The organism is Pectobacterium carotovorum, assembly GCF_900129615.1.
Classification (GTDB): domain Bacteria; phylum Pseudomonadota; class Gammaproteobacteria; order Enterobacterales; family Enterobacteriaceae; genus Pectobacterium; species Pectobacterium carotovorum.
On record NZ_FQWI01000007.1, the window covers coordinates 1 to 20,485 of the forward strand.

Annotated in this window: 17 protein-coding genes and 1 riboswitch; of the genes, 3 read left to right on the forward strand and 14 right to left on the reverse strand. The window is 53.6% G+C overall.

The features are described from left to right. Positions 1-420: 420 nt before the first annotated feature. Together murI and btuB are read right to left on the reverse strand one after the other, a co-directional pair. Positions 421-1,278, reverse strand: a complete 858-nt coding sequence (gene murI / locus BUB06_RS14410; RefSeq protein ID WP_039474953.1) for a glutamate racemase — start codon at positions 1,276-1,278, stop codon at positions 421-423. Then, positions 1,223-3,100: a TonB-dependent vitamin B12 receptor BtuB gene (gene btuB / locus BUB06_RS14415; RefSeq protein WP_039474950.1), complete on the reverse strand. Its 1,878-nt coding sequence runs from the start codon at positions 3,098-3,100 to the stop codon at positions 1,223-1,225. Before btuB ends, murI begins: the two co-directional genes overlap by 56 nt. 66 nt (positions 3,101-3,166) lie before the next feature. Further along, positions 3,167-3,391, reverse strand: a riboswitch (cobalamin riboswitch). A gap of 133 nt (positions 3,392-3,524) precedes the next feature. On the opposite strand from btuB, the gene trmA reads away from it, so the two are divergent. After that, the gene (trmA, locus tag BUB06_RS14420; RefSeq protein WP_039474946.1) at positions 3,525-4,628 is read left to right on the forward strand and encodes a tRNA (uridine(54)-C5)-methyltransferase TrmA; all 1,104 of its coding nucleotides are present in this window, start codon (positions 3,525-3,527) and stop codon (positions 4,626-4,628) included. 40 nt (positions 4,629-4,668) lie between these two features. On the opposite strand, the gene BUB06_RS14425 is transcribed toward trmA, so the two are convergent. Both BUB06_RS14425 and fabR read right to left on the reverse strand, forming a co-directional pair. After that, positions 4,669-5,055 carry a YijD family membrane protein gene (locus BUB06_RS14425; protein ID WP_039474943.1) on the reverse strand — a complete coding sequence of 129 codons (387 nt, stop codon included), beginning with the start codon at positions 5,053-5,055 and terminating at the stop codon, positions 4,669-4,671. Between the two features lie 35 nt (positions 5,056-5,090). Further along, positions 5,091-5,720, reverse strand: a complete 630-nt coding sequence (gene fabR, locus BUB06_RS14430; protein ID WP_010308157.1) for an HTH-type transcriptional repressor FabR — start codon at positions 5,718-5,720, stop codon at positions 5,091-5,093. 212 nt (positions 5,721-5,932) lie between these two features. Here fabR and sthA point away from each other — a divergent pair, with 212 nt between their 5' ends. Beyond that, on the forward strand, positions 5,933-7,339 hold the full coding sequence (sthA, locus tag BUB06_RS14435; protein WP_039363312.1) for a Si-specific NAD(P)(+) transhydrogenase: 1,407 nt from the start codon (positions 5,933-5,935) through the stop codon (positions 7,337-7,339). Here the strand turns inward: sthA and oxyR are convergent. The 10 genes from oxyR to metB form a co-directional block, all read right to left on the reverse strand. Next, positions 7,331-8,239 carry a DNA-binding transcriptional regulator OxyR gene (oxyR, locus tag BUB06_RS14440; RefSeq protein WP_039474939.1) on the reverse strand — a complete coding sequence of 303 codons (909 nt, stop codon included), beginning with the start codon at positions 8,237-8,239 and terminating at the stop codon, positions 7,331-7,333. The genes sthA and oxyR overlap by 9 nt on opposite strands. Before the next feature lie 630 nt (positions 8,240-8,869). After that, positions 8,870-9,766: a methylenetetrahydrofolate reductase gene (gene metF / locus BUB06_RS14450; RefSeq protein ID WP_010308167.1), complete on the reverse strand. Its 897-nt coding sequence runs from the start codon at positions 9,764-9,766 to the stop codon at positions 8,870-8,872. Between the two features lie 510 nt (positions 9,767-10,276). Beyond that, on the reverse strand, positions 10,277-11,038 hold the full coding sequence (locus BUB06_RS14455) for a phosphodiesterase (protein ID WP_039474930.1): 762 nt from the start codon (positions 11,036-11,038) through the stop codon (positions 10,277-10,279). A gap of 47 nt (positions 11,039-11,085) precedes the next feature. Then, on the reverse strand, positions 11,086-12,090 hold the full coding sequence (locus tag BUB06_RS14460; protein WP_039474928.1) for a LacI family DNA-binding transcriptional regulator: 1,005 nt from the start codon (positions 12,088-12,090) through the stop codon (positions 11,086-11,088). Further along, on the reverse strand, positions 12,087-12,893 hold the full coding sequence (locus tag BUB06_RS14465; RefSeq protein ID WP_029368106.1) for an ABC transporter permease: 807 nt from the start codon (positions 12,891-12,893) through the stop codon (positions 12,087-12,089). The genes BUB06_RS14460 and BUB06_RS14465 overlap by 4 nt, the downstream gene beginning before the upstream one ends. Then, positions 12,890-13,729: an ABC transporter permease gene (locus BUB06_RS14470; protein WP_039474925.1), complete on the reverse strand. Its 840-nt coding sequence runs from the start codon at positions 13,727-13,729 to the stop codon at positions 12,890-12,892. Before BUB06_RS14470 ends, BUB06_RS14465 begins: the two co-directional genes overlap by 4 nt. A 71-nt stretch (positions 13,730-13,800) precedes the next feature. Then, on the reverse strand, positions 13,801-14,934 hold the full coding sequence (locus tag BUB06_RS14475) for an extracellular solute-binding protein (protein WP_039474922.1): 1,134 nt from the start codon (positions 14,932-14,934) through the stop codon (positions 13,801-13,803). Positions 14,935-14,956: 22 nt separating this feature from the next. Then, positions 14,957-16,123 (reverse strand): ABC transporter ATP-binding protein, encoded by a 1,167-nt coding sequence (locus tag BUB06_RS14480; RefSeq protein ID WP_039474920.1) that lies wholly within the window; start codon positions 16,121-16,123, stop codon positions 14,957-14,959. 205 nt (positions 16,124-16,328) lie between these two features. After that, positions 16,329-18,764 carry a bifunctional aspartate kinase/homoserine dehydrogenase II gene (locus tag BUB06_RS14485; protein ID WP_010299265.1) on the reverse strand — a complete coding sequence of 812 codons (2,436 nt, stop codon included), beginning with the start codon at positions 18,762-18,764 and terminating at the stop codon, positions 16,329-16,331. 2 nt (positions 18,765-18,766) lie between these two features. After that, entirely contained in the window at positions 18,767-19,927 is a 1,161-nt protein-coding gene (metB, locus tag BUB06_RS14490; RefSeq protein ID WP_010299271.1) for a cystathionine gamma-synthase, read from the reverse strand. Between the two features lie 187 nt (positions 19,928-20,114). Between metB and metJ the strand changes: the two genes are divergently transcribed. After that, complete coding sequence (gene metJ / locus BUB06_RS14495) at positions 20,115-20,432, forward strand: met regulon transcriptional regulator MetJ (RefSeq protein WP_005973355.1); 318 nt, start codon at positions 20,115-20,117, stop codon at positions 20,430-20,432. Positions 20,433-20,485 lie beyond the last annotated feature (53 nt).

Below are 20,485 nucleotides of genomic sequence, written 5' to 3' on the forward strand. Positions count from 1 at the left end.
CCAGCGTTCAATCTGAGCCATGATCAAACTCTTCAATTTAAGATTTGTTTGATTTGCTGAACTCGTCAGCGATGCTCAAAGAATTAGTAACTGTTCATTCGTAATGAATTTTACTGTTGTTCACTCTTCAAGACTTTTTATATCGTTAAGATACGGTCTTGTGAGTGCCCACACAGATTGTCTGATTAAATTGTTAAAGAGCAATGCCACTTCATCGGTGGCGCGGGCTGCATATACTATGCTTTTCCGCTGTGAAGTCAAGTCATTACTGACCGCCTTCGTTGAATCTTTTTCTCTGTCACCACAATCGCGTGTCGCTGTTGCCGTGTCAGTGGAGGCGCATTATAGGGACTTCTCGGCCACTGACAAGTGCTAAATGCAAAAAAATTATCGTTTGTCTACTATTTGCCCACAAGGCTATCAAAGTGGCAGTTTTTCCAGCGAATCGAAGCCATAACGCTGCAATATTGGCCACAGCGTAGCGACTTTAGGCGTAATCGCCAGGCAGTAAACCAGATTCTTATCTGTCGAAAGTGGAGGATTATCCAGATTAGCAATCAGCCATGCTGTTCTTTTGGCTATAGCAGCACCAGAATCTACAAGACGTGTACCATCTGGCAAGGCCATTTTCAGCTCTTCTGCTAATAATGGAAAATGCGTACACCCGAGCACGACCGTGTCTGGCGGTTCCGGTAAACGTAGCCAAGGGCGCAGAATTTTTTGCAGTTCGGAAATTGAGATCGTCTCCCCCTGCAATTTCGCTTCTGCTAACTCGACCAGTTCTGACGATCCCAATGACAGAATCTGGCAATCCGTCGCAAAACGGGCAATCAGTTCATGCGTATAGGGACGTTGAACCGTTGCGCGCGTCGCCAATAGGCCAACAACACCGTTGCGTGTCAGCTTAGCCGCCGGTTTAACCGCTGGGACGACGCCCACGACAGGGAAAGTAAAGCGCTCACGTAGCGCAGGAAGGGAAATCGTACTCGCCGTATTGCAAGCAATCACAACCAATGCGAGCTGATGACGTTGTTGGACTGCGCTAACAATCTCAACCACGCGCTCGATAATAAACTGCTGTGATTTCTCACCATAGGGAAACGCTTCATTATCGAATGCGTATATATAGTGAAGATCCGGCAGGAGTTGCCGGATCTCATCATAAACAGACAGCCCGCCTACGCCGGAATCGAAGACCAGAATCGTAGGACGGGATGGCAGGTTAGAAGGTATAGCTTCCTGTGAGATAGTATTCTCGCCCTGCCGTGCGGTAGCCATATGCCGTCTCATAATCTTTATCAAACAGGTTGGCGATTCTACCACGAACTGTTAGATGAGAGGTGATCGGATATGAGGCTGCGAGATCCCAAGTACTATACCCGCCGAGCTTAACAGGTTGAGAGGGGAAAACATCAAAATTAGTATCGGAACGCGCGCCTTGGTAAAGCCATGTCAACGACACATTCACATTATTTTCCAATGTCGTAGAAAGTTCATACTTCGCTTTTTTATGGGCACGACGAGCTAAAGATTTATCTGCCGTTTTATCTTTGGCATCCAAATATTCCAGAGTCACCTGATGCGACAACCACCATGTATCATAGGCAGCAGTAAACTCAGCTCCGGTCATTACCGCTTTGCCAATATTATCGTATGTACCCAGCATCGGAGTAATCGCACGATAGTTGATTAAATTATCAACTTCATTCCGGTAACCAGAAAGACGCCAGTTTACAGGGCCACTGAGGCCTTCTAGGCCAATTTCCCACTGCTTACTTTCTTCAGGCGATAAATTGGGATTCCCCTGCGAGTATGCTGTGTCATATATCTTGTCAAATGTTGGTGCTTTAAATGCAGTACCGTAAGAACCTATAATTCGATAACCTTCAACAAATTCCCATGCAGCACCGGTTTGCCACGTACCATGTCGACCATATTGTTGATTATCATCACCACGTACAGCGCCCTCTAATGTAACAGAACCAAACTGTTGCTGAGTGGTCAGGTATACCCCTGTATTATCGCGGCTTTGAGCGTTCGTATACGCAGACATTCCTCCCGCGTCAGCGCGCTCATTGCGCCAATCCGCCCCCAGACTTAAGCTACCATTCCCAACACTGAAGACGTTACCCCATTGCAGATTACGCTGCTCAATCTGCGTAATTGTTCCGTTATATTTCCCGGTCGCATCGTTAAAATTCAGATCATCATAGGTTTGGTAACTGGCCGTTAATTGACTTGAATATATACCTTCGTTGAACTTCAACCCCGCATCATAATTTCGAGTATTCAAATAGCGCTTATCACTGCTACCGCTAAAAACGGCGTCATAATCCGTATTGTTGTCATATCCATAAGCACGGAAAAAACCGGAAGTACTTTCAGAAAAACGCTGCTCCAACGCTCCCCAAAAAGATTTGCTGCGATAACCATCATTGTCTCTGTCAATCGGCAAAGACGAGGAAGGATAAACATTATATCCGTGGGTCGCTTCATAACTTCCAGCAACGCTTACCACTGTATTGTCACTCACATGTCCACGTACTGAGCCATCATAGTTTTGGTAGGCATGTGAGCCGTAACCAGCATTTAACACCCCACCATCCTGGGCGCGTTCAGTGATAATGTTAATAACCCCGCCGATAGCATCAGAACCGTAGACTGCTGAGCGAGGGCCGCGAATATATTCAATACGCTGCACCAACGACATTGGTATCTGGCTAAAATCAACACTACCTGTTACGCCAGAAGATGCCATACGAACACCATCAATCAGCACCAATACATGGCTAGCACTTCCACCACGGATAAATACTGATCCAAGCTGCCCGCGACCACCATTCTCAGCAATATCTACACCCGGCAAACGACGCATCACATCATTGAGCGACTTTGCCTGCCAGCGATCGATATCAGCTCGAGTTACAATACTGTTTGCCGCCAGCACCGAAGAAACTGGCTGTGCGAAACGGTTTGCGGTTACCACTATGTCATCGGTATTTTTTTCCGATGACGAATTTAGAGATGAACTGTTTTCCTGTGCCCAGCCAGAAAACGCCGTGACGGAAAGCGCCGTCAGCAGCGAAATTTTTTTAATCATTGTTAAAGCATCCGAGAAATAATAAGGATGCCGCAGGCTCTGTTAATAGCACGCGATATGCAGAACCAATTGCGACGTATTCCGGCAGGTCTTCGGGCTTGGATGCCGTTGTTACCACAAACCGTCAATGGCGGTAAGGGATACAACGAAAGCGATGACTTCCCATCTATAAAAGACAGTGTCTGCATAATAATGCTATCGCCGGGGCTTTCCTTACCGCTGCGCGTCAGCTCCAGATTTACACTGGATTCCCTTTTGACTTGTGATACAAGGCCGGACGCTCATCCTACAATCGCACATTACGGAAGTCTAGACTTCTATATCACTACAGGATAATAACGTAACAAAACTGGACTTCCTGGCCGGATTCCCTACAATTCCCGACCAATAACACCCTTTTAGACGCTGTTCAGACGAGAAAACCATGACGCCAGAAATCCTGCCCATCGAACAATACGACGACCAGCTTGCAGAGAAAACCGAGCGTCTGCGTGGAATGATGGCACCTTTCAATGCACCGGAGCCTGTCGTCTTCCGTTCTCCCGTCAGCCACTATCGGATGCGTGCCGAATTCCGTATCTGGCACGAGGGTGACGAGCTTTATCACATCATGTTTGACCAGCAAACCAAGCAGCGCATTCGGGTCGATCGCTTTCCGGCAGCCAGCGAACTGATCAACCGCCTGATGCCGGAACTGCTTGCCGCCATTCAGCCTGACTCCGTACTGCGCCGTAAACTGTTCCAGATAGACTATCTGTCCACCCTGAGCAGCGAAGTGATCGTTTCTCTGCTGTATCACCGCGCACTGGATGAGGAATGGCAGGAGCATGCCCGCGTGCTGCGCGATAGCCTGACGGCGCAGGGATTCCGTCTACAGCTGATCGGTCGTGCGACAAAAACCAAAATCTGCCTCGATCGCGATTATGTCGATGAATGCCTGCCGGTTGCCGGTCGGGATATGATTTACCGACAGGTAGAAAACAGCTTCACGCAGCCGAATGCCGCTATCAATATTCAGATGCTGGAGTGGGCGTTGGATGCGACAACGGGATCAACAGGGGATTTGCTGGAACTGTATTGTGGTAACGGCAATTTTTCACTCGCGCTGGCAAGAAATTTCGAACGCGTACTGGCAACCGAAATCGCCAAGCCATCCGTCGCGGCAGCACAATATAATATCGCGGCGAATCAGATAGAGAACGTGCAGATTATCCGCATGGCGGCAGAAGAGTTTACGCAGGCCATGCAGGGCGTACGTCAGTTTAACCGTTTACAGGGTATCGATCTGACGAGCTACCAGTGTGAGACCATTTTTGTTGACCCACCACGTAGCGGGCTGGATGACGAAACGGTGAAACTGGTACAGGCGTATCCGCGCATTCTTTATATTTCCTGTAACCCGGAAACGCTAAGCAACAACCTGCAAACTCTATCGGAAACCCACGACATTCGCCGTCTGGCACTGTTCGACCAATTCCCTTACACCCATCATATGGAGTGTGGCGTACTGTTGGAAAAACGTCAGTAACGCACACAATCTGGCGGGTTACCCCGCCAGTATCCACCTGCTACAGCGTCTCGCTCTCATCTGCGGATACGGTATCCGTCTCTTTTCTACGGCGCAGCTTCAGGCCAATCCAGAAAACCAATACCACGCACAGGATTGAAGGAATAAAGTTCGATCCAATAGCGGGATATTCAACGCGCACGATGGCGCTGTAAATCAGTAATCCCAGCAGAAAACTGGCCGCCGCCAGCATCGGAATACCTTCCGGCATACTGTGGTGCAAATAACGTTGATGCAGGCAGTAAATAGACAATACCAACGCAATCAGGGGAAAAATTGAGAACGGAACAATGCTGCTAAATAAGGCGGCAAATGCGCCATTAACGGATAAGCCCGCAATCAACGCCAGCACCAGCGTACCTTTTTCTTGATGAGGTTTGTCTGTCATGGTTTCTCCCTTTTCATGTTGTTGGTATAGCGGATTTATGGCACGGTAAAACTACTATCGTGTTCTTTTCTGTACCAGTAATAAGCACCTTTAGCGATCATCCGCAGTTGCAGTACTAGCCGCTCTTCTAGCTGTTTACGCTGTTCTAGGGAAACATCCAAAGCTTCCGCCCCCGCGCTGAAAACAATGGTCACCATCGCTTCCGACTGCGCTTCCGCAAAACTGCGGGGAATGTGGTTTTCCACCTCAAGATAATCCGCCAGTTCAGCGATAAAATGCTGAATCTCCCGCGCGACCGCCGCACGGAATGCCGCCGATGTACCTGAACGTTCACGCAGCAACAGCCGGAACGCATTAGGATTATTGCCGATAAATTCCATGAAAGTGGAAACCGACGTCCTGATTACGCTACCGGTTTTAGCAATACGTTGCCGAGCCTGTCGCATTAACTGACGCAGCATCAACCCGCTTTCGTCAACCATTGTCAGCCCCAGTTCATCCACGTCACGGAAGTGACGATAGAAAGACGTCGGCGCAATGCCCGCTTCGCGAGCAACTTCACGCAAACTCAGGCTGGCAAAGCTGCGTTCAGCGCTTAGCTGGCTAAATGCAGCTTCAATAAGGGAACGACGAGTCCGTTCTTTTTGTTGTGCTCTGACACCCATTATGCTGCCCAAATGATCTACTCCCCTTTCCAGAGGGGCACTATAGCAAACTTTATTGTCCGCAGAATGAGACAAAGTTTGCCATATTAAGAATGTGAGAATCTGTTTCCATAGTAAAGGCAGGGATGATTGGGTTCTGTCTCAGTCGATGTTACAATCGCACGATGTTAAGGCCACGTTATTATTTTGTATAAAAACAGGTTTAACCTACCATGACTCTACAACATCAATTCGATTACGATGCCATTGTGATTGGTTCCGGGCCCGGCGGTGAAGGTGCCGCAATGGGATTGGCCAAGCACGGGGCCAAAATTGCGGTGATTGAACGTCACTACAATGTCGGCGGCGGCTGTACCCACTGGGGTACGATTCCTTCCAAAGCCCTCCGTCACGCCGTCAGCCGTATTATCGAGTTCAATCAAAACCCCCTCTACAGTGACAACTCCCGCATTATTCGCTCCTCATTTTCCGATATCCTGCGCCACGCCGACAGCGTCATTGGTCAGCAAACCCGTATGCGACAAGGATTTTATGAGCGTAATCAGTGCGAGTTGTTTTCTGGTGAAGCCAGCTTCATCGATGCACACACAATTGCCGTTCACTATCCAGACAATACCCATGAAACGCTGACCGCCGCGAATATCATCATTGCGACCGGTTCACGTCCGTATCATCCGGCAGACGTCGATTTCGACCACCCGCGCATTTACGATAGCGACTCTATACTGCAACTCGACCACGAACCCCAGCACGTCATCATCTATGGTGCAGGCGTTATCGGCTGCGAGTATGCCTCTATTTTTCGCGGTTTGAGCGTTAAGGTCGATTTAGTCAACACCCGCGACAGGCTGCTGGCCTTTCTGGATCAGGAAATGTCGGATGCGCTGTCCTACCATTTCTGGAACAACGGTGTGGTTATCCGCCACAACGAAGAATTCGAGAGTATTGAAGGGCTGTCTGACGGCGTCATCGTCAACCTGAAATCAGGCAAAAAGATGAAGGCGGATTGCCTGCTCTATGCCAACGGGCGCACGGGGAATACGGAAACGCTGGGGCTGGAGAATATCGGCCTGAGCACCGACAGCCGCGGGCAGCTCAAGGTCAACAGCATGTACCAGACGGCGCTGGCGCATATTTATGCCATCGGCGATGTCATTGGCTATCCTAGCCTGGCATCGGCGGCGTACGATCAGGGTAGGCTTGCCGCACAGGCGATTATCAAAGGCGATGCCAGCGCGCATCTGATCGAAGATATCCCAACCGGCATTTATACCATTCCGGAAATCAGCTCCGTGGGGAAAACCGAGCAAGAGCTCACCGCAATGAAAGTGCCTTATGAAGTTGGGCGGGCACAGTTCAAACATCTGGCACGGGCGCAGATTGTGGGGATGAATGTGGGGAGTTTGAAGATTCTGTTTCACCGCGAAACGAAACAGATTCTGGGTATTCACTGCTTTGGCGAACGCGCCGCTGAGATTATCCACATCGGGCAGGCCATCATGGAACAGAAAGGTGAAGGTAATACTATCGAATATTTCGTTAATACCACCTTCAACTATCCAACCATGGCAGAAGCGTACCGCGTAGCGGCGCTAAACGGGCTTAACCGCTTATTTTGACAGGGTTTCCATATAGCCCTGCATGTGCTCGCGGATGGTATCAGCAAGTTGCTCATAGCGTCCGCGCAGCGGCGAACCGGGGCGATACACCAGCGCGATAGTGCGCTTGGGCTCCGGTTTATAGCACGGCAAATAGCAGACGCCATCGCGTTCGCGTTCACGCGGAACCGACAATGACGGCAGCAGCGTAATCCCGCTTCCGGCTGCGACCATGTTGCGCAGGGTCTCCAGACTGGTCGCCCGGAAATGCGTATCTTCATCCGCCCCCGCCTGAAAACAGAAGCCCATCGCCTGATCGCGCAGGCAGTGACCGTCTTCCAGCATCAACAGTTTTTCGCCCGCCAGATCGGACATTGCCACGCGTTCGCGGTTCGCCCAAGGGTGATCCTGATAAATCGCCAGCTTCATCGGCTCGTCAAACAGAGGAACTTCGATAAAAGCTTCGGACTCTTTCACCATCGCCAGAATGGCGCAGTCCAGTTTGCCGCTGTCCAGTTGGGCCAGCAGTTGATGGGTTTGCGCTTCATGCAGGTACATTTCGAGTTTGGGAAACGTGCGATGCAGCATCGGAATAATTTGCGGCAGCAGATAAGGCCCCACTGTGGGGATCAGGCCGATATGCAGTGGCCCAGACATGGTTTCGCCCTGCTGGCTCGCCATCTCTTTTAATACCTTGACCTCGCGTAATACCGTTCGTGCCTGTTCGACCAGCAACAGCCCAGCCTGCGTAAACAAGACTTTGCGGCTGGTTCGTTCCAGCAGCATCACGCCGAGTTCATCTTCCAGTTTACGAATCTGTCCACTGAGTGTTGGCTGACTCACATGGCAGGAATCTGCCGCACGCCGAAAGTGACGATGTTCTGCCAGCGCGACAAGATACTCTAAGTCCCGAATATTCATTATTATTCTCCTTATCATGATAGCTAACAGCGATAGATAGGATATCAATGAACGATAATCCCTATCAACATCCAAAATGAATAATATATCCCACCAAAGCGTATCTATTTATTTCTACAGGAATAAAACAATATTTTTACGATTTCGGTACCGCCAGGGTATACCTGACCTTCAGCCACGCTATAACAAGCAGACTAACCTCTTCAAGCGATTTGGCAGCGACAGCATTTTGTGTGTGTCGGCCAACGATACTCCCGCGATCGACACCGGGAAATCTGACCAGCAGGCAAAGCCATTAACGGTATGGGAATCGCAGGAGAGAAATAGAGGATTCGAATAGTCAGGGAGGTGGCTCATAACACCGCGAGCGGTCATCGTACTGTTATGAATGATAGAAACGATTATTTATAGGAACTACTAGCGATAAAAACGGGATAAGAGATAAAACAGGCGCTGGGGATAATCATTGAATCGGTCAGCAGCAATCGGTCGAACCGCATGAATAGGAATCTCATCCCTGAGACTCCTCCTTTTCAGAGCCGCCGTAAGTGACGTTGAAAGGCATTCCAATACCGTTACTCTTCGTCACCGCGTTGCGGCCTCTTTCTTCCTGAAATATTGCGTGCTGCCTCAGCGTGCCACATCAGGGCGGACACCCAGCGTATGGCAAATGGCGTAGCTCAGCTCCGCGCGGTTCAGCGTGTAGAAATGGAAATCTTTTACGCCTTCGCGGCTGAGAATTTTCACCATATCCATGGCGATAGACGCACCCACCATTTTGCGGGTTTCTGGATCGTTATCCAGGCCGTCAAACATGGTCGTCATCCAGTTCGGCACACGAACGTTGGTCATCGTGGCAAATTTTTGCAACTGCTTGAAGTTCGACACCGGCAGAATGCCCGGCACAATTTCTACATCGATGCCCGTCGCCACGCAGCGGTCACGGAATCGCAAATAGCTTTCTACGTCGAAAAAGAACTGTGTGATAGCGCGATTCGCGCCAGCATCAATCTTGTGTTTCAGGTTAATCAGGTCAGCCTGCGCGCTTTTCGCTTCAGGGTGTACTTCAGGATAGGCGGCAACGGAAATATCGAAATCACCGACCTCTTTCAGCAGGGACACCAGATCCGCCGCGTACATGTCCGGTTTGCCGCCTTCTGGAGGCAAGTCGCCGCGCAGCGCGACAATATGACGGATACCGCTCTCCCAGTAATCTTGCGCGATGTCACGCAGCTGTTCGCGTGAAGCATCAATGCAGGTCAGGTGAGGTGCCGCTTCCAGACCAGTACGCTCTTTAATCGTTTTGATAATGCTGTGAGTACGGTCACGCTCGCCAGAATTCGCCCCGTAGGTCACGGAAACAAACTTGGGCTTCAGGCTGCTCAGTCGATCGATAGAACTCCACAGGGTGTCTTCCATCTCGCTGGTACGCGGCGGGAAAAACTCGAATGACACATTAATGCGTCCCTGTAATTCCGCCAGACTTTGATTCAGCGCTTCCCGCTGGTTTGCGTGAAAAAAGCTCATACCTGCTACCCCGTGACCGTGACTGTTATTATCATTCGCTACACGTCTATACGTTTAGACGGCTATATAGAAAATGACGTAATCCGCTTAAAGAGTCAACGTTTTTCAGCACGACAAGCCGTGATGATTGCTCACGGTAAATGAAAAAAGTTCACGATGGCTCATGCATGGTGACTTTTATACGCAAACCCAGAGATGTCGTGGGTTTTGCCGTTATCCGGCGTAAAAAATTATGCTGAGGAGATAGCGGGCTTAGGATGAGCCGCAGGGACGCGGCGAAAGCTTGCGCCACGTCGGGAACGTGTCGCAAGCGGTCCGTAAAGTCCGATACCGACGAAGGCACCGCATTAGCGGCATAATTCACGCCGGAAAGCCAGGGGTCACGGGGCGTGCGGCGTGGAGCCGCCCCGTGTCGGGCGCGTGCTACGGAGTAGCATGAAAATGCTAGTAGTATCGCGCACGAAACCATTGCCCATCCGGCATAAATATAACTAAGGGAGATGACTCCCCTCAGCCACCAGGGAAATCGTGAAAATGTACGGTATGCCCTTCTTCTGTCGTCAGAAAAATGGCGTACTGCGGGGCTTCCAGACTGGTTTCAAATCCGGGAGCGAAACGCAGCGCAGACTGATGGTTGGTACCACGTACCGTGCTGAACGATATTCCTCGCCAACCGCCGCTAGCAGGACGATGCACATGTCCCGCAGAAATATGCCGCACATTATCGAAACGGTGACACACTTGAGACAGCGCGTCTGCTGCCTCGGGTGCCAATCGAACGCTATCCAGCGCCGGAAGCCCGATCGACATCGGAGGGTGATGCAGGAACAGGAACACGTTCTTTCCTTCCGCGGCCTGAAGCTGTTGCTCCAGCCACACCAGCCGCGCTGAACACAGCGTTCCGCTCACCTCACCAGCCTGCAACGAGTCCAGCAGAATGACGCAATCCTCCCCGACTGCTGTCACGTTCTGCACAAACCCATTTTCATCCGCCAGCGTCGGGAACTGGGCTAAAAACGTCTGCCGGTCGTCGTGATTCCCCATCGTCACACGCCAGGGGAGCTGTAGTTCAGCCAGCGCCGAGGCCAGAAACGCATAGGATGCCGCACTGCCGTCATCGGAAAGATCGCCGGAGATGACCACCAGATCGGCATCGCGATGGTGTGCGTTGATATCGGCAATCGCCGCTCTCAGTTGCTGTTCCGGGTCACGGCCATGCAAGTTGCCGCCTTGTGCGGTCAAATGGAGGTCGGAAAGTTGAATCAGTTTCATATTTATCCTCGGTTTCACTATCGGCACGCTATCGCCTGCCAGTACCGTTATGCCGACTGGCGGCGGATGAGCGGGGCAGCCACTTTCGCTCGACACGCGGGTTCTTGTACCTGAGACTGGCGTCGCTCGAGCAACGCCAACGCCTGTGCCGCCATCGTTGCGGGATCCTGACGAAATGTCGTCAACGCATAGGCATCCCACCCCGCGGCCGGAATATCATCAAACCCGATGACCATAAGATCCTGCGGAACGGCAAGCCCACACTGCTTTGCGCGATCGAGCACGCCGAACGCGACTAAATCGTTAACACAGAACACCGCATCTGGTCTGACGCTTTCCGGGAGCGAAAACAGCTTCTGCCCCACCGCCAGCCCATCGTCATAATCTGTATCAGTGCCGCGCACTACGGCCACGGGCAGCCCTAACGCGCGCGCCTCCTCACAAAACACCTGTTCGCGTTCGATGATATTGGGCGTTGCCGACGCCGCTCCGGCCAAAGCCAGACGCGTTCTGCCCGATGAGGCAAACAGCCGCGCTGCCATACGCGCGGCGGTGTCATTATCGATGTGTACGCTGTCACACGCCGGTTCGTGCCGCCCAATAACAATCAGCGGCTGGCCATTTAGCTGTGCCAGTTCGACAAATTCTTTTGGCGGCGAGCCGGAAAGCACAATCGTCGCTTCCGCACGGTGACCAAACAGGATGGAGCGCGCAGCGGCCATCGCTTCCCGCACATGCCCGGTATTGATGAGCACCGGAATCGAACCGCGTTGGATTAACGCCTGCGACAGCTCTGCGACCAAATTAGCGCGAAACCCGACCTCGGGGTGCGTCACCACCAGCCCAACCAGACGGCTACTGTTCGCCAGCAGGCCGCGTGCCAGATCGTTAACCTGATACCCCAGCTCTTGCGCTGCCGTCATCACTTTGGCATAGGTGGCAGCCGACACGCTGGCGCCGGGGGTAAAACTGCGGGACACCGCCGAGCGCGATACACCAGCCCGACGCGCGACATCCTGTGCGCTGACGTAACCCTGTTTACCTGCCGTCATTTCCCTATCCTTGCCATTACGTCAGCCTTCAAGAAACGCTCCACCACCAGCATGAACAGCACGGAAGGAATCAGCAGCACCAGCGCAGTAATAGAAGCAATCTGATAGTTACCACCCGCCCCGGCGGTATAGAGCAGCAGCGGCATCATCTGCACATCCGGTGCTCCCACAAAGTAGCTGCCGGTAAACTCATCCAGCGATTCGAGGAAGACGAAGATCGCTGATGCCATCAGCCCCGGCATAGCCAGCGGCAGGGTGATATCGACAAAGGCACGCCACGGACCGGCGCCAATCGACCTTGCCGCCTGTTCCATTTCACGCCCCACCGCCGAGAACGCAGCCGAAGCAATCCAGACCGCAAACACCAGCCCGTGAACCGTGTGAACCAGCACAACGCCCAACAACGTGCCGTTCAGTCCCCACTGATAAAACAGGCGGGCGATGTTGACGTACACCGTCAAATTCGGGAACGCCTGCGGGATCAGGAATACCAGCAGTATCAATCCACGAGCAGGCAGCGGCAGGCGCGCCAGTGCATATCCCGCCGGAATCGCCAGAGACAACGAGGCCAGCACGGTGAACACCGCCACCAGCACGCTATTCCCCAACGCTTCCCAGGCCACACCGCGCGGCGAAAACACCCGCTTCCAGAAGGCGAAGCCCCACTCATTGGGCAGCAGATGAGGATAGAACCATTTCTCCGCTACCGACCACAGCAGGAGGTTAGCCAATGGCCCAAAGATCAAGAAGATCAGCGTCCCCAGAATCAGCATCCTCGGGATCCACCACAGTACGTTCTTCATGCCTTCTCCCTCATGTTCAAGCGGAGATAAATCACGGCAAACAGGCCAGTCATCAGCAGGGAAATCACCCCCAACGCATTCGCGGCGCCGTAATCGCCGTAGGCATTAATGCGGAAGGCAATGTTGGCGGTGAGCATCGTCGGCGACTGGGCATTGATCATCATCGGTACGGACAGCACCGACATCATGGTGACGAAAGAGAGAATGAGCCCGGTGAGCAGCGTTTGCCCAACCTGAGGCACCACAATTTCACACAGGATACGCAGGCGAGATGCGCCTAAATTACGGGCAGACTCTATCATCGTGCGATCCAGCGACGCCATCGCGCCGGCTACCAGCAATGCCACAAACGGCGTCTGCTTCCAGACGAAAGCGAACACGATGCCGCGCCAGTCCAGCCAATTGCTGGCGCTGGCCATATCGACAATGCCGAGCGTATCCAGCGCGCCATTCAGCCAGCCGTTCTTAGCCAGAAACGTGCGTAGAATTTGCCCGGTCACGATAAACGGGATAAACAGCGGCCAGCGATAGACCCAGCGCAGCAGCGCCACCATCCGCGGGCTTTCCCCCAGCGTCAGGTAGCCGCCGATCATGACGGACAGTAGGCCGATCAGCAGCGTCGCGAGGCTCACAATCAGTAAGGTAAACAGGATATCGGGCAGATACAGCGTCAATGCCGTGACAAAATTATCAATGCCCACGCCATTCTGACTGACAAAAGCGCCCCCAACCGACAGCCCCAGCGGCGTGATAAAACAGACAGCCACCACCGCCAGCGCGGGTAACACAAGCGCGATACCCGCCAGTCGGGAAGAGAATTGGGATACTTGCAACATGAATGTCTCCGCGCTCTGGCTTCATCCCGCCAGAGCGCATGTGATGCTAAGGGGTATCTAAGCCAGCGGCACTATTTTGCCATCGCCTGCTCATAGGCGTTTAAAATCGCGGTGTGATAAGGCGCGATAGGGAATGTCTTCCCTTTGCTCGCCAGCTCATCAGGCGTCACATCCGTGAACAGGCGTTGCCATACGGCGGGCTTCAGCTCAGCCTGAACGTACTTGGCATCGATCCCCGGATACCAGTTAAAGCGTTCAACAATCCCTTCGGCCTGCACTTTGGCACTGGTTGCCAGTTCGACAAACTGTTTAGCCAATTCGCGGTTCGGTGCCTGCGCGGGGATGACATAGTGCATCGGCTGCCCCGGCATACCGGGCGCAGGAAGCAGCAACTTGAAATTGTCCGGCAGTTGTCCACTCGCTTTCCAGGAATAGAACATGTCGACCCACACCGGCCCCATCGCGATTTCACCGCGGCTCAGCATGTCGAGCGTGCCAGCGTTGCCCGGCGTCAGCGTCACGTTCTTGTTAAAGGTTTTCAGGCGTTCAAACGCGGGTTGCCATTTCTTCGCTTCCGCCTCATCAAACGGTCCGTTCATCAGCTTCTGGGCATCGCCGCCGTAAGCGTAAATCCAGCCCATGACGAAGCTCACACCCGATGCGCCGCCTTTAATGCCGTTGTAGCCGAACATCTTCGGATTCGCGGCGGCCCACTGTTGGATTTCGTCATAGCTTTTAGGCGGATTCGCTACCATGCTGGGGTTATAGGCCAGCGCCGTCTGGCTACTGAACATCGGCATGACATAGCCTTTTACGTCTGTGCCCATGGCTTTATCCGCAGCAGCCATGCTGACCAGCTTGCCGCTGGTGATATCATCGCGATATTTCAGCAGATCACCCTTTTGCACCATCGGACCGACAAACTTCTCATGCACAACCGCCACATCGGTGTCCCAGACTTTGGCACCGGCGGCCTGTTGCGCATTGAAACGCTCAAGAATCTTCTGCGACCCCGCATCACCAGGCCCAGTACCGACGGCGCGTACTTTTACGCCGGGATGCTGCTTCTCAAACAGCGGCCCTAAGTATTCATTCACATAATCGACCATGTTCTGGTCGCCCGCCGTCAACACCGTTAATTCCTGTGCCTGTACCGCCGCCAGCGGCGTACTCATCATCAGCGTTGCAGCAAAAATGCGTTTCATATCATTTGTCTCCAATTCAGGATCAGGCCGTCAGGCCGGGAAGCGAGGAATAACGTGAAGTGGTATCCGGTACCGCCGTCAAAGGCATAGCCTCTTCTGCCAGCGGGAAAAGAAACAGCGCCTCGGCAGGGATCTGCACGGCAACCCGTTGCCCGATGGCATAGGGTTGCGACGCATGAACCTGTATCCGCCAGGTACCGCTGGAAATCGTATGCTGCCAGTATCCGCCGGGGTAGCTCTGTGCTTGTACTGTGCCGTAGCGCATCAACATGCCGGGCTGGATGAGCGGGACATCTGCCGGATCGTAAAGACGAGCGGCTTCCGCACGAAAGCGCGCTTCTATCGGGCCGGGCGGTAGCGACGTATTCTCAGGGACCAGCGAATGGCTCTCGGCATCACCGGGAATCATCAGCGTATCGCCGTCATAACGCGCTTCCAGCACCAGCCGATTTTCCGCCCCCATAAACGCCGCGACAAACGGGCTGGCCGGGTGGTGGTACACCTCTTGCGGGCGACCCGCCTGCATGATGCGACCCTGATTCAAAATCACGATGCGATCCGCCATCACCATCGCTTCTTCCCGATCGTGCGTCACGTGGATCGCAGTCAGCCCCAGCCGCTGTTGCAGCGCACGAATCTCATCACGCAACTGTAGGCGAATACGGGTATCCAGATTGGAGAGCGGTTCGTCCAGCAGCAGAATATCGGGCCGTACCGCCAGCGCACGGCCCAAGGCGACGCGCTGCCGCTGTCCACCAGACAGTTCCGCAGGTTTACGAGCGCTCAGGCCCGTTAAACCCAGCATCGTTTCCAGCTCCGCTACACGGCTGGCAATTTCCGCACGTGGGACGCGGCGCAAGCGCAGTCCGTAAGCAATATGCTGTGCCACCGTCATGTGCGGCCACAGCGCATAGCTCTGAAACACCAGCGCCATTCCACGCTTCTCTGGCGGCGCTTGCGTCATATCCTGCCCGTTAACGCGAATCGCCCCCGCTCGTGGTGACGAGAAGCCAGCAACCGTACGCAGTAACGTCGTCTTACCGCACCCTGACGAACCGAGCAACGCAACGAATTCTCCCTGCGCAATCTCCAGATGGATATCGTTCAATACGGCGGTCGTGCCGTATCCAACATGTAGATGGTCGATGACAATGTGCGGGGCTGCCGCAGAGGAAGTTGTTTTTTGCACAGCTGTGCATTCCACGATAAGCAAACAATGCGCTGATTGTGCGGTGACATCGTGTCAGTGACGTGTTGCCACCGTGACATTTCAATGACAAGAATTACGGGGAAAATAGCAGCGAAAACGTTTTAGCGAGAAGGGAGTCTCTTGAGTATTGGCCATCTCCCCATACGCGGAGATGGCCAACGGTGTGTTGCGCTTACAACAGGTTCTACAACAGCTGCGCCAAACGGTTTAGGTCAGATTGAAGCGCACCCGCCGTGACATCGCGCCCCGCGCCCGGCCCACGGATAACCAGCGGGTTATCCCGATACCAGCGGCTTTCAATTGCAAACACATTATCACCCGGCAGCAGCGAGGCCAGCGGATGATCGGGGCGAACCGCTTCAACGCCCACGCGCGCTTTACCGTTGCTGTCAAAGCGTGCGACGTGACGCAGAACCAAGCCCATTTCCTGTGCGGCTTCCAGACGTTGCAGCATCTGTTCGTTCAGCGAATCGCCGTTCTCGAAGAAGTAATCGACAGATCCCTGTTCACAGCCCGGCGGCACCAGCGACTCAACCCGAACCTGACTCGGTTCGATATCATAGCCAGCCTCACGCGCCAGAATCACCAGCTTACGCATGACGTCCTGACCGGAAAGGTCAACACGCGGATCCGGCTCAGTCAGCCCCTGTTGGCAAGCCTGATCGACCAGTTCGGTGAACGGCACGGTGCCGTCAAACTGCAAGAACAGCCAGGAAAGCGTACCGGAGAAAATCCCGCTAATCGCCAGAATACTGTCGCCACTTTCCCGCAGATCGCGTACCGCAAAGTTGACTGGCAACCCTGCGCCGACGGTCGCGTTATACAACCAGTGACGATCCGTTTTCGCGAACGCGTCACGGATCTGGCGATAGTTATTGCCGCCTGATGCACCCGCCAGTTTATTGGCGCTGATGACGTGGAAACCATAGCTGGCGAAATCCAGATACAGATCGGCGACCGATTCACTGGCGGTGACGTCCAGCACCACCAAATCATCGAAGGGATGTGAACGCATCCACAGGAACAGATCTTCGCCATCCCGTTCTTGCGCTTCACTTTCGAAGAAAGCCAACGCACGGCTGGCATCCAGTCCGTCATAGTTCAACAGGCTGCGCGTACTGTCCACCACACCGGCCAGTACAAATTCAAAGCCGGTACGTGCAGACAGATTGCTCTGCTCACGCGCAAACAGCTCCAGCCAGCGTGAACCAATATTCCCTTTGCCAAACAGCACTAACCCAATACGTTTTTCTGCCCGGAACAGCGAATGGTGCAACCCACGAATCAAATGCTCCGTCGGACCAACGCGCAGCACCGCAACCAGACTGATGCCATCATCGGCCTGGCGGACAAATTCAATCGGCTGATCTTTCAACTGCTGATAGAAACGGTGGCTGTGCAGCGGATTTTTACCCACGCCTGCACCGACCATCGCCACCATCGCCAGCCCGTCACGCTGGTTGAGCTCAACGGGCAACGCAGCCTGTGCCAGCAGTTGTAATGCGCTATCCACCACTTCGGAGGTGTAGCACAGTTGCAGCAGGTTACGATCCTGATGAACACCGATCGCCAGCGGTTTCAGTTGCGCACGGTTCAGAAGCTGTTCGACTTCTTTTTGCAGCAGCGCGAAATCGTGTTCGGAAGGAACCTGAACTTCAATCAGGCAGACATCGTCGTGGCTGGTGACAATTTTGGCACCCGTACCCGAGGCCAGCACGCGTTCAATACGCGTCGACCCCTGCTCAGGCTGATAGCTGCAACGCAGTTGCAAATCGATATCGCTACCGGAAACAGGCTGTAAGGTACGCGTATGTAATACCGGTGCTGCCAGACGTGCCAGTTCACTGGCTTCATCCAAACGCAGCAGCGGCAGCAGGCAGGCATCTTTCACTTTGCGCGGATCAGCGCTATACACCCCAGCGACGTCGCTCCAGATGGTCACGCGCTCAACGCCCGCCAACGCACCAATTTGTGTGGCGGAATAGTCACTCCCGTTGCGCCCCAGCAGCACCGTTTCACCCGCGTCATTGCGGCTGATAAAACCCGTTACCACTAAACGCTGCCCTGCGTGTTGCGTCAGATATTGCTGCAACAGCGGCCAGGAACGGCCTTCATCCACCTGTGGCTGCGCGGCACGCTCCGCACAGAGAAAATCACGCGCATCCAGCCACGCTGCATTCATATCCAGATGATTCAACACGGCAGACATCAGGCGAGCCGACCAGATTTCACCGTGCCCGACCACTTCGGCGTAGACAGCATCCGTAATCTTGCCATCCAGCAGCGCAGCCAAACGCTCCAGATCGCGAATAAACTGGGCGGTCAGCGCCTCTGCCTCTTGCGCAGGCAGAAGCCCGGCAATCAGTTCACTATGGTAGCGGCGTAATGCCTGCTGAACCTGATGTGCCGACAGGCGATCGCTCTGGCTCAGTTTCAACCAGCTAATCAGCTGGTTTGTAGTACTGCCTGCGGCAGACACCACCATCAAATCACCGGGGTGGCTATACTCCGCCATAATACCGGCTACGCGCAGGTAACACTTGACATCGGCCAGACTGCTACCGCCAAACTTATGCAGCTGTCGGCCCGTTACCGATGGCGCTACTCCTAATGCACTCATTCTTACCTCTTGGCAGCGGCTTGAAACGCACGATCCAGATCGGCAACCAGATCATCGCCGTCTTCAATGCCGGTGGAAATACGCAGTAATGTTTCAGAGATACCCGCTGCGGCACGCGCTTCTGGTGCCATGCCAGCATGCGTCATCGTTGCCGCATGAGAGATGAGGCTTTCAACGCCACCCAGCGATTCAGCCAGGGTGAACAGCTCCAGCGACGCCAGAAAACGGCGCAGTGTGTCTTCATCTCCATCCAGCTCAAAACTTAGCATAGCGCCAAAGCCGGATTGTTGACGGCGGGCAATATCATGGCCGGGATTATTCGGCAGTGAAGGATGGTACAGCGCCTTCACCAACGGCTGCGTCTGTAAGAACTCAACCACTTGTTGCGCATTACGCTGCGCGGCTGCCATACGTGGCGATAAGGTACGCAGGCCACGTAGCAACAGATAGCTGTCAAACGCCGCGCCTGTGACGCCGATATTGTTCGCCCACCAGGCCAGTTCAGTAATGGTATCGGCATCTTTGGCGATCACTGCACCTGCCACTACGTCAGAGTGACCATTCAGGTACTTGGTACACGAATGCACCACCAGATCGGCGCCCAGCTCCAGCGGCTTCTGCAACGCCGGGCTCAGGAAGGTGTTATCCACCACGCTAACCGCGCCTGCTTCCCGCGCGGCCTGACAAATTGCGGCAATATCCACGACGCGCAGCAGCGGATTGCTCGGGCTTTCCACCAGCACCAGCTTCGGCTTTTCTGCCAGCGCAGCATTGAGCGCATCGGTATCACTTTGATCGACAAATTTGACGCGAAACGCGCCGCGCTTGCTCAGACTGTCAAACAGACGATAACTGCCACCGTAGCAATCATGCGGTGCCACCAGCAGATCGCCGGGACGCAGGAATACCGTGCAAACCAGCATAATCGCCGACATTCCGCTGCTCGTCATTACCGCACCTGCACCACCTTCCAGTTCGGCAAGCGCACGCTGCACGACATCACGCGTGGGGTTACCGCGACGCGAATAGTCGTGTACGCGTGGCTGGTTGAATCCGGTAAAGTTATACGTGCTGGAAAGGTGAATGGGTGGGACGACGCAGCCATACTGCTCATCATCATTTAACCCACTGCGGACTGCGATCGTTGCCTGTTTACGCGTCATCGGCTCATTTCCTGGCTGGAGGCTGAAAAGATAGGAACTTAAGAGTAAACGCAGTTTTAATAGACGTCAACACATCTAGACATCTAAACTTCTTTGCGTATAGATTGAGCATAAGCATAATAACCGCTAGAATTGTGGCATTTCATGACAGATGCTGTCTTCATTAGATTAATTTTTAAGGTATCCCATGGCTGAGTGGAACGGCGAGTATGTCAGCCCTTACGCTGAACACGGTAAAAAAAGCGAGCAAGTCAAGAAGATAACAGTATCTATCCCACTGAAAGTATTAAAGATACTGACTGACGAACGCACGCGTCGTCAGGTGAACAACCTGCGCCATGCCACCAACAGCGAGCTGCTGTGCGAGGCATTTCTGCACGCGTTCACGGGACAACCGTTACCGAATGACGAAGACCTGCGTAAAGAACGCAGCGATGAAATTCCTGAAGCCGCGAAAATCATCATGCGTGAAATGGGTATCGACCCAGATACGTGGGAATACTGATCGCGTTTGCACTATCGATTTTCTTGCTAACCCCGCCTCCTCTGGCGGGGTTT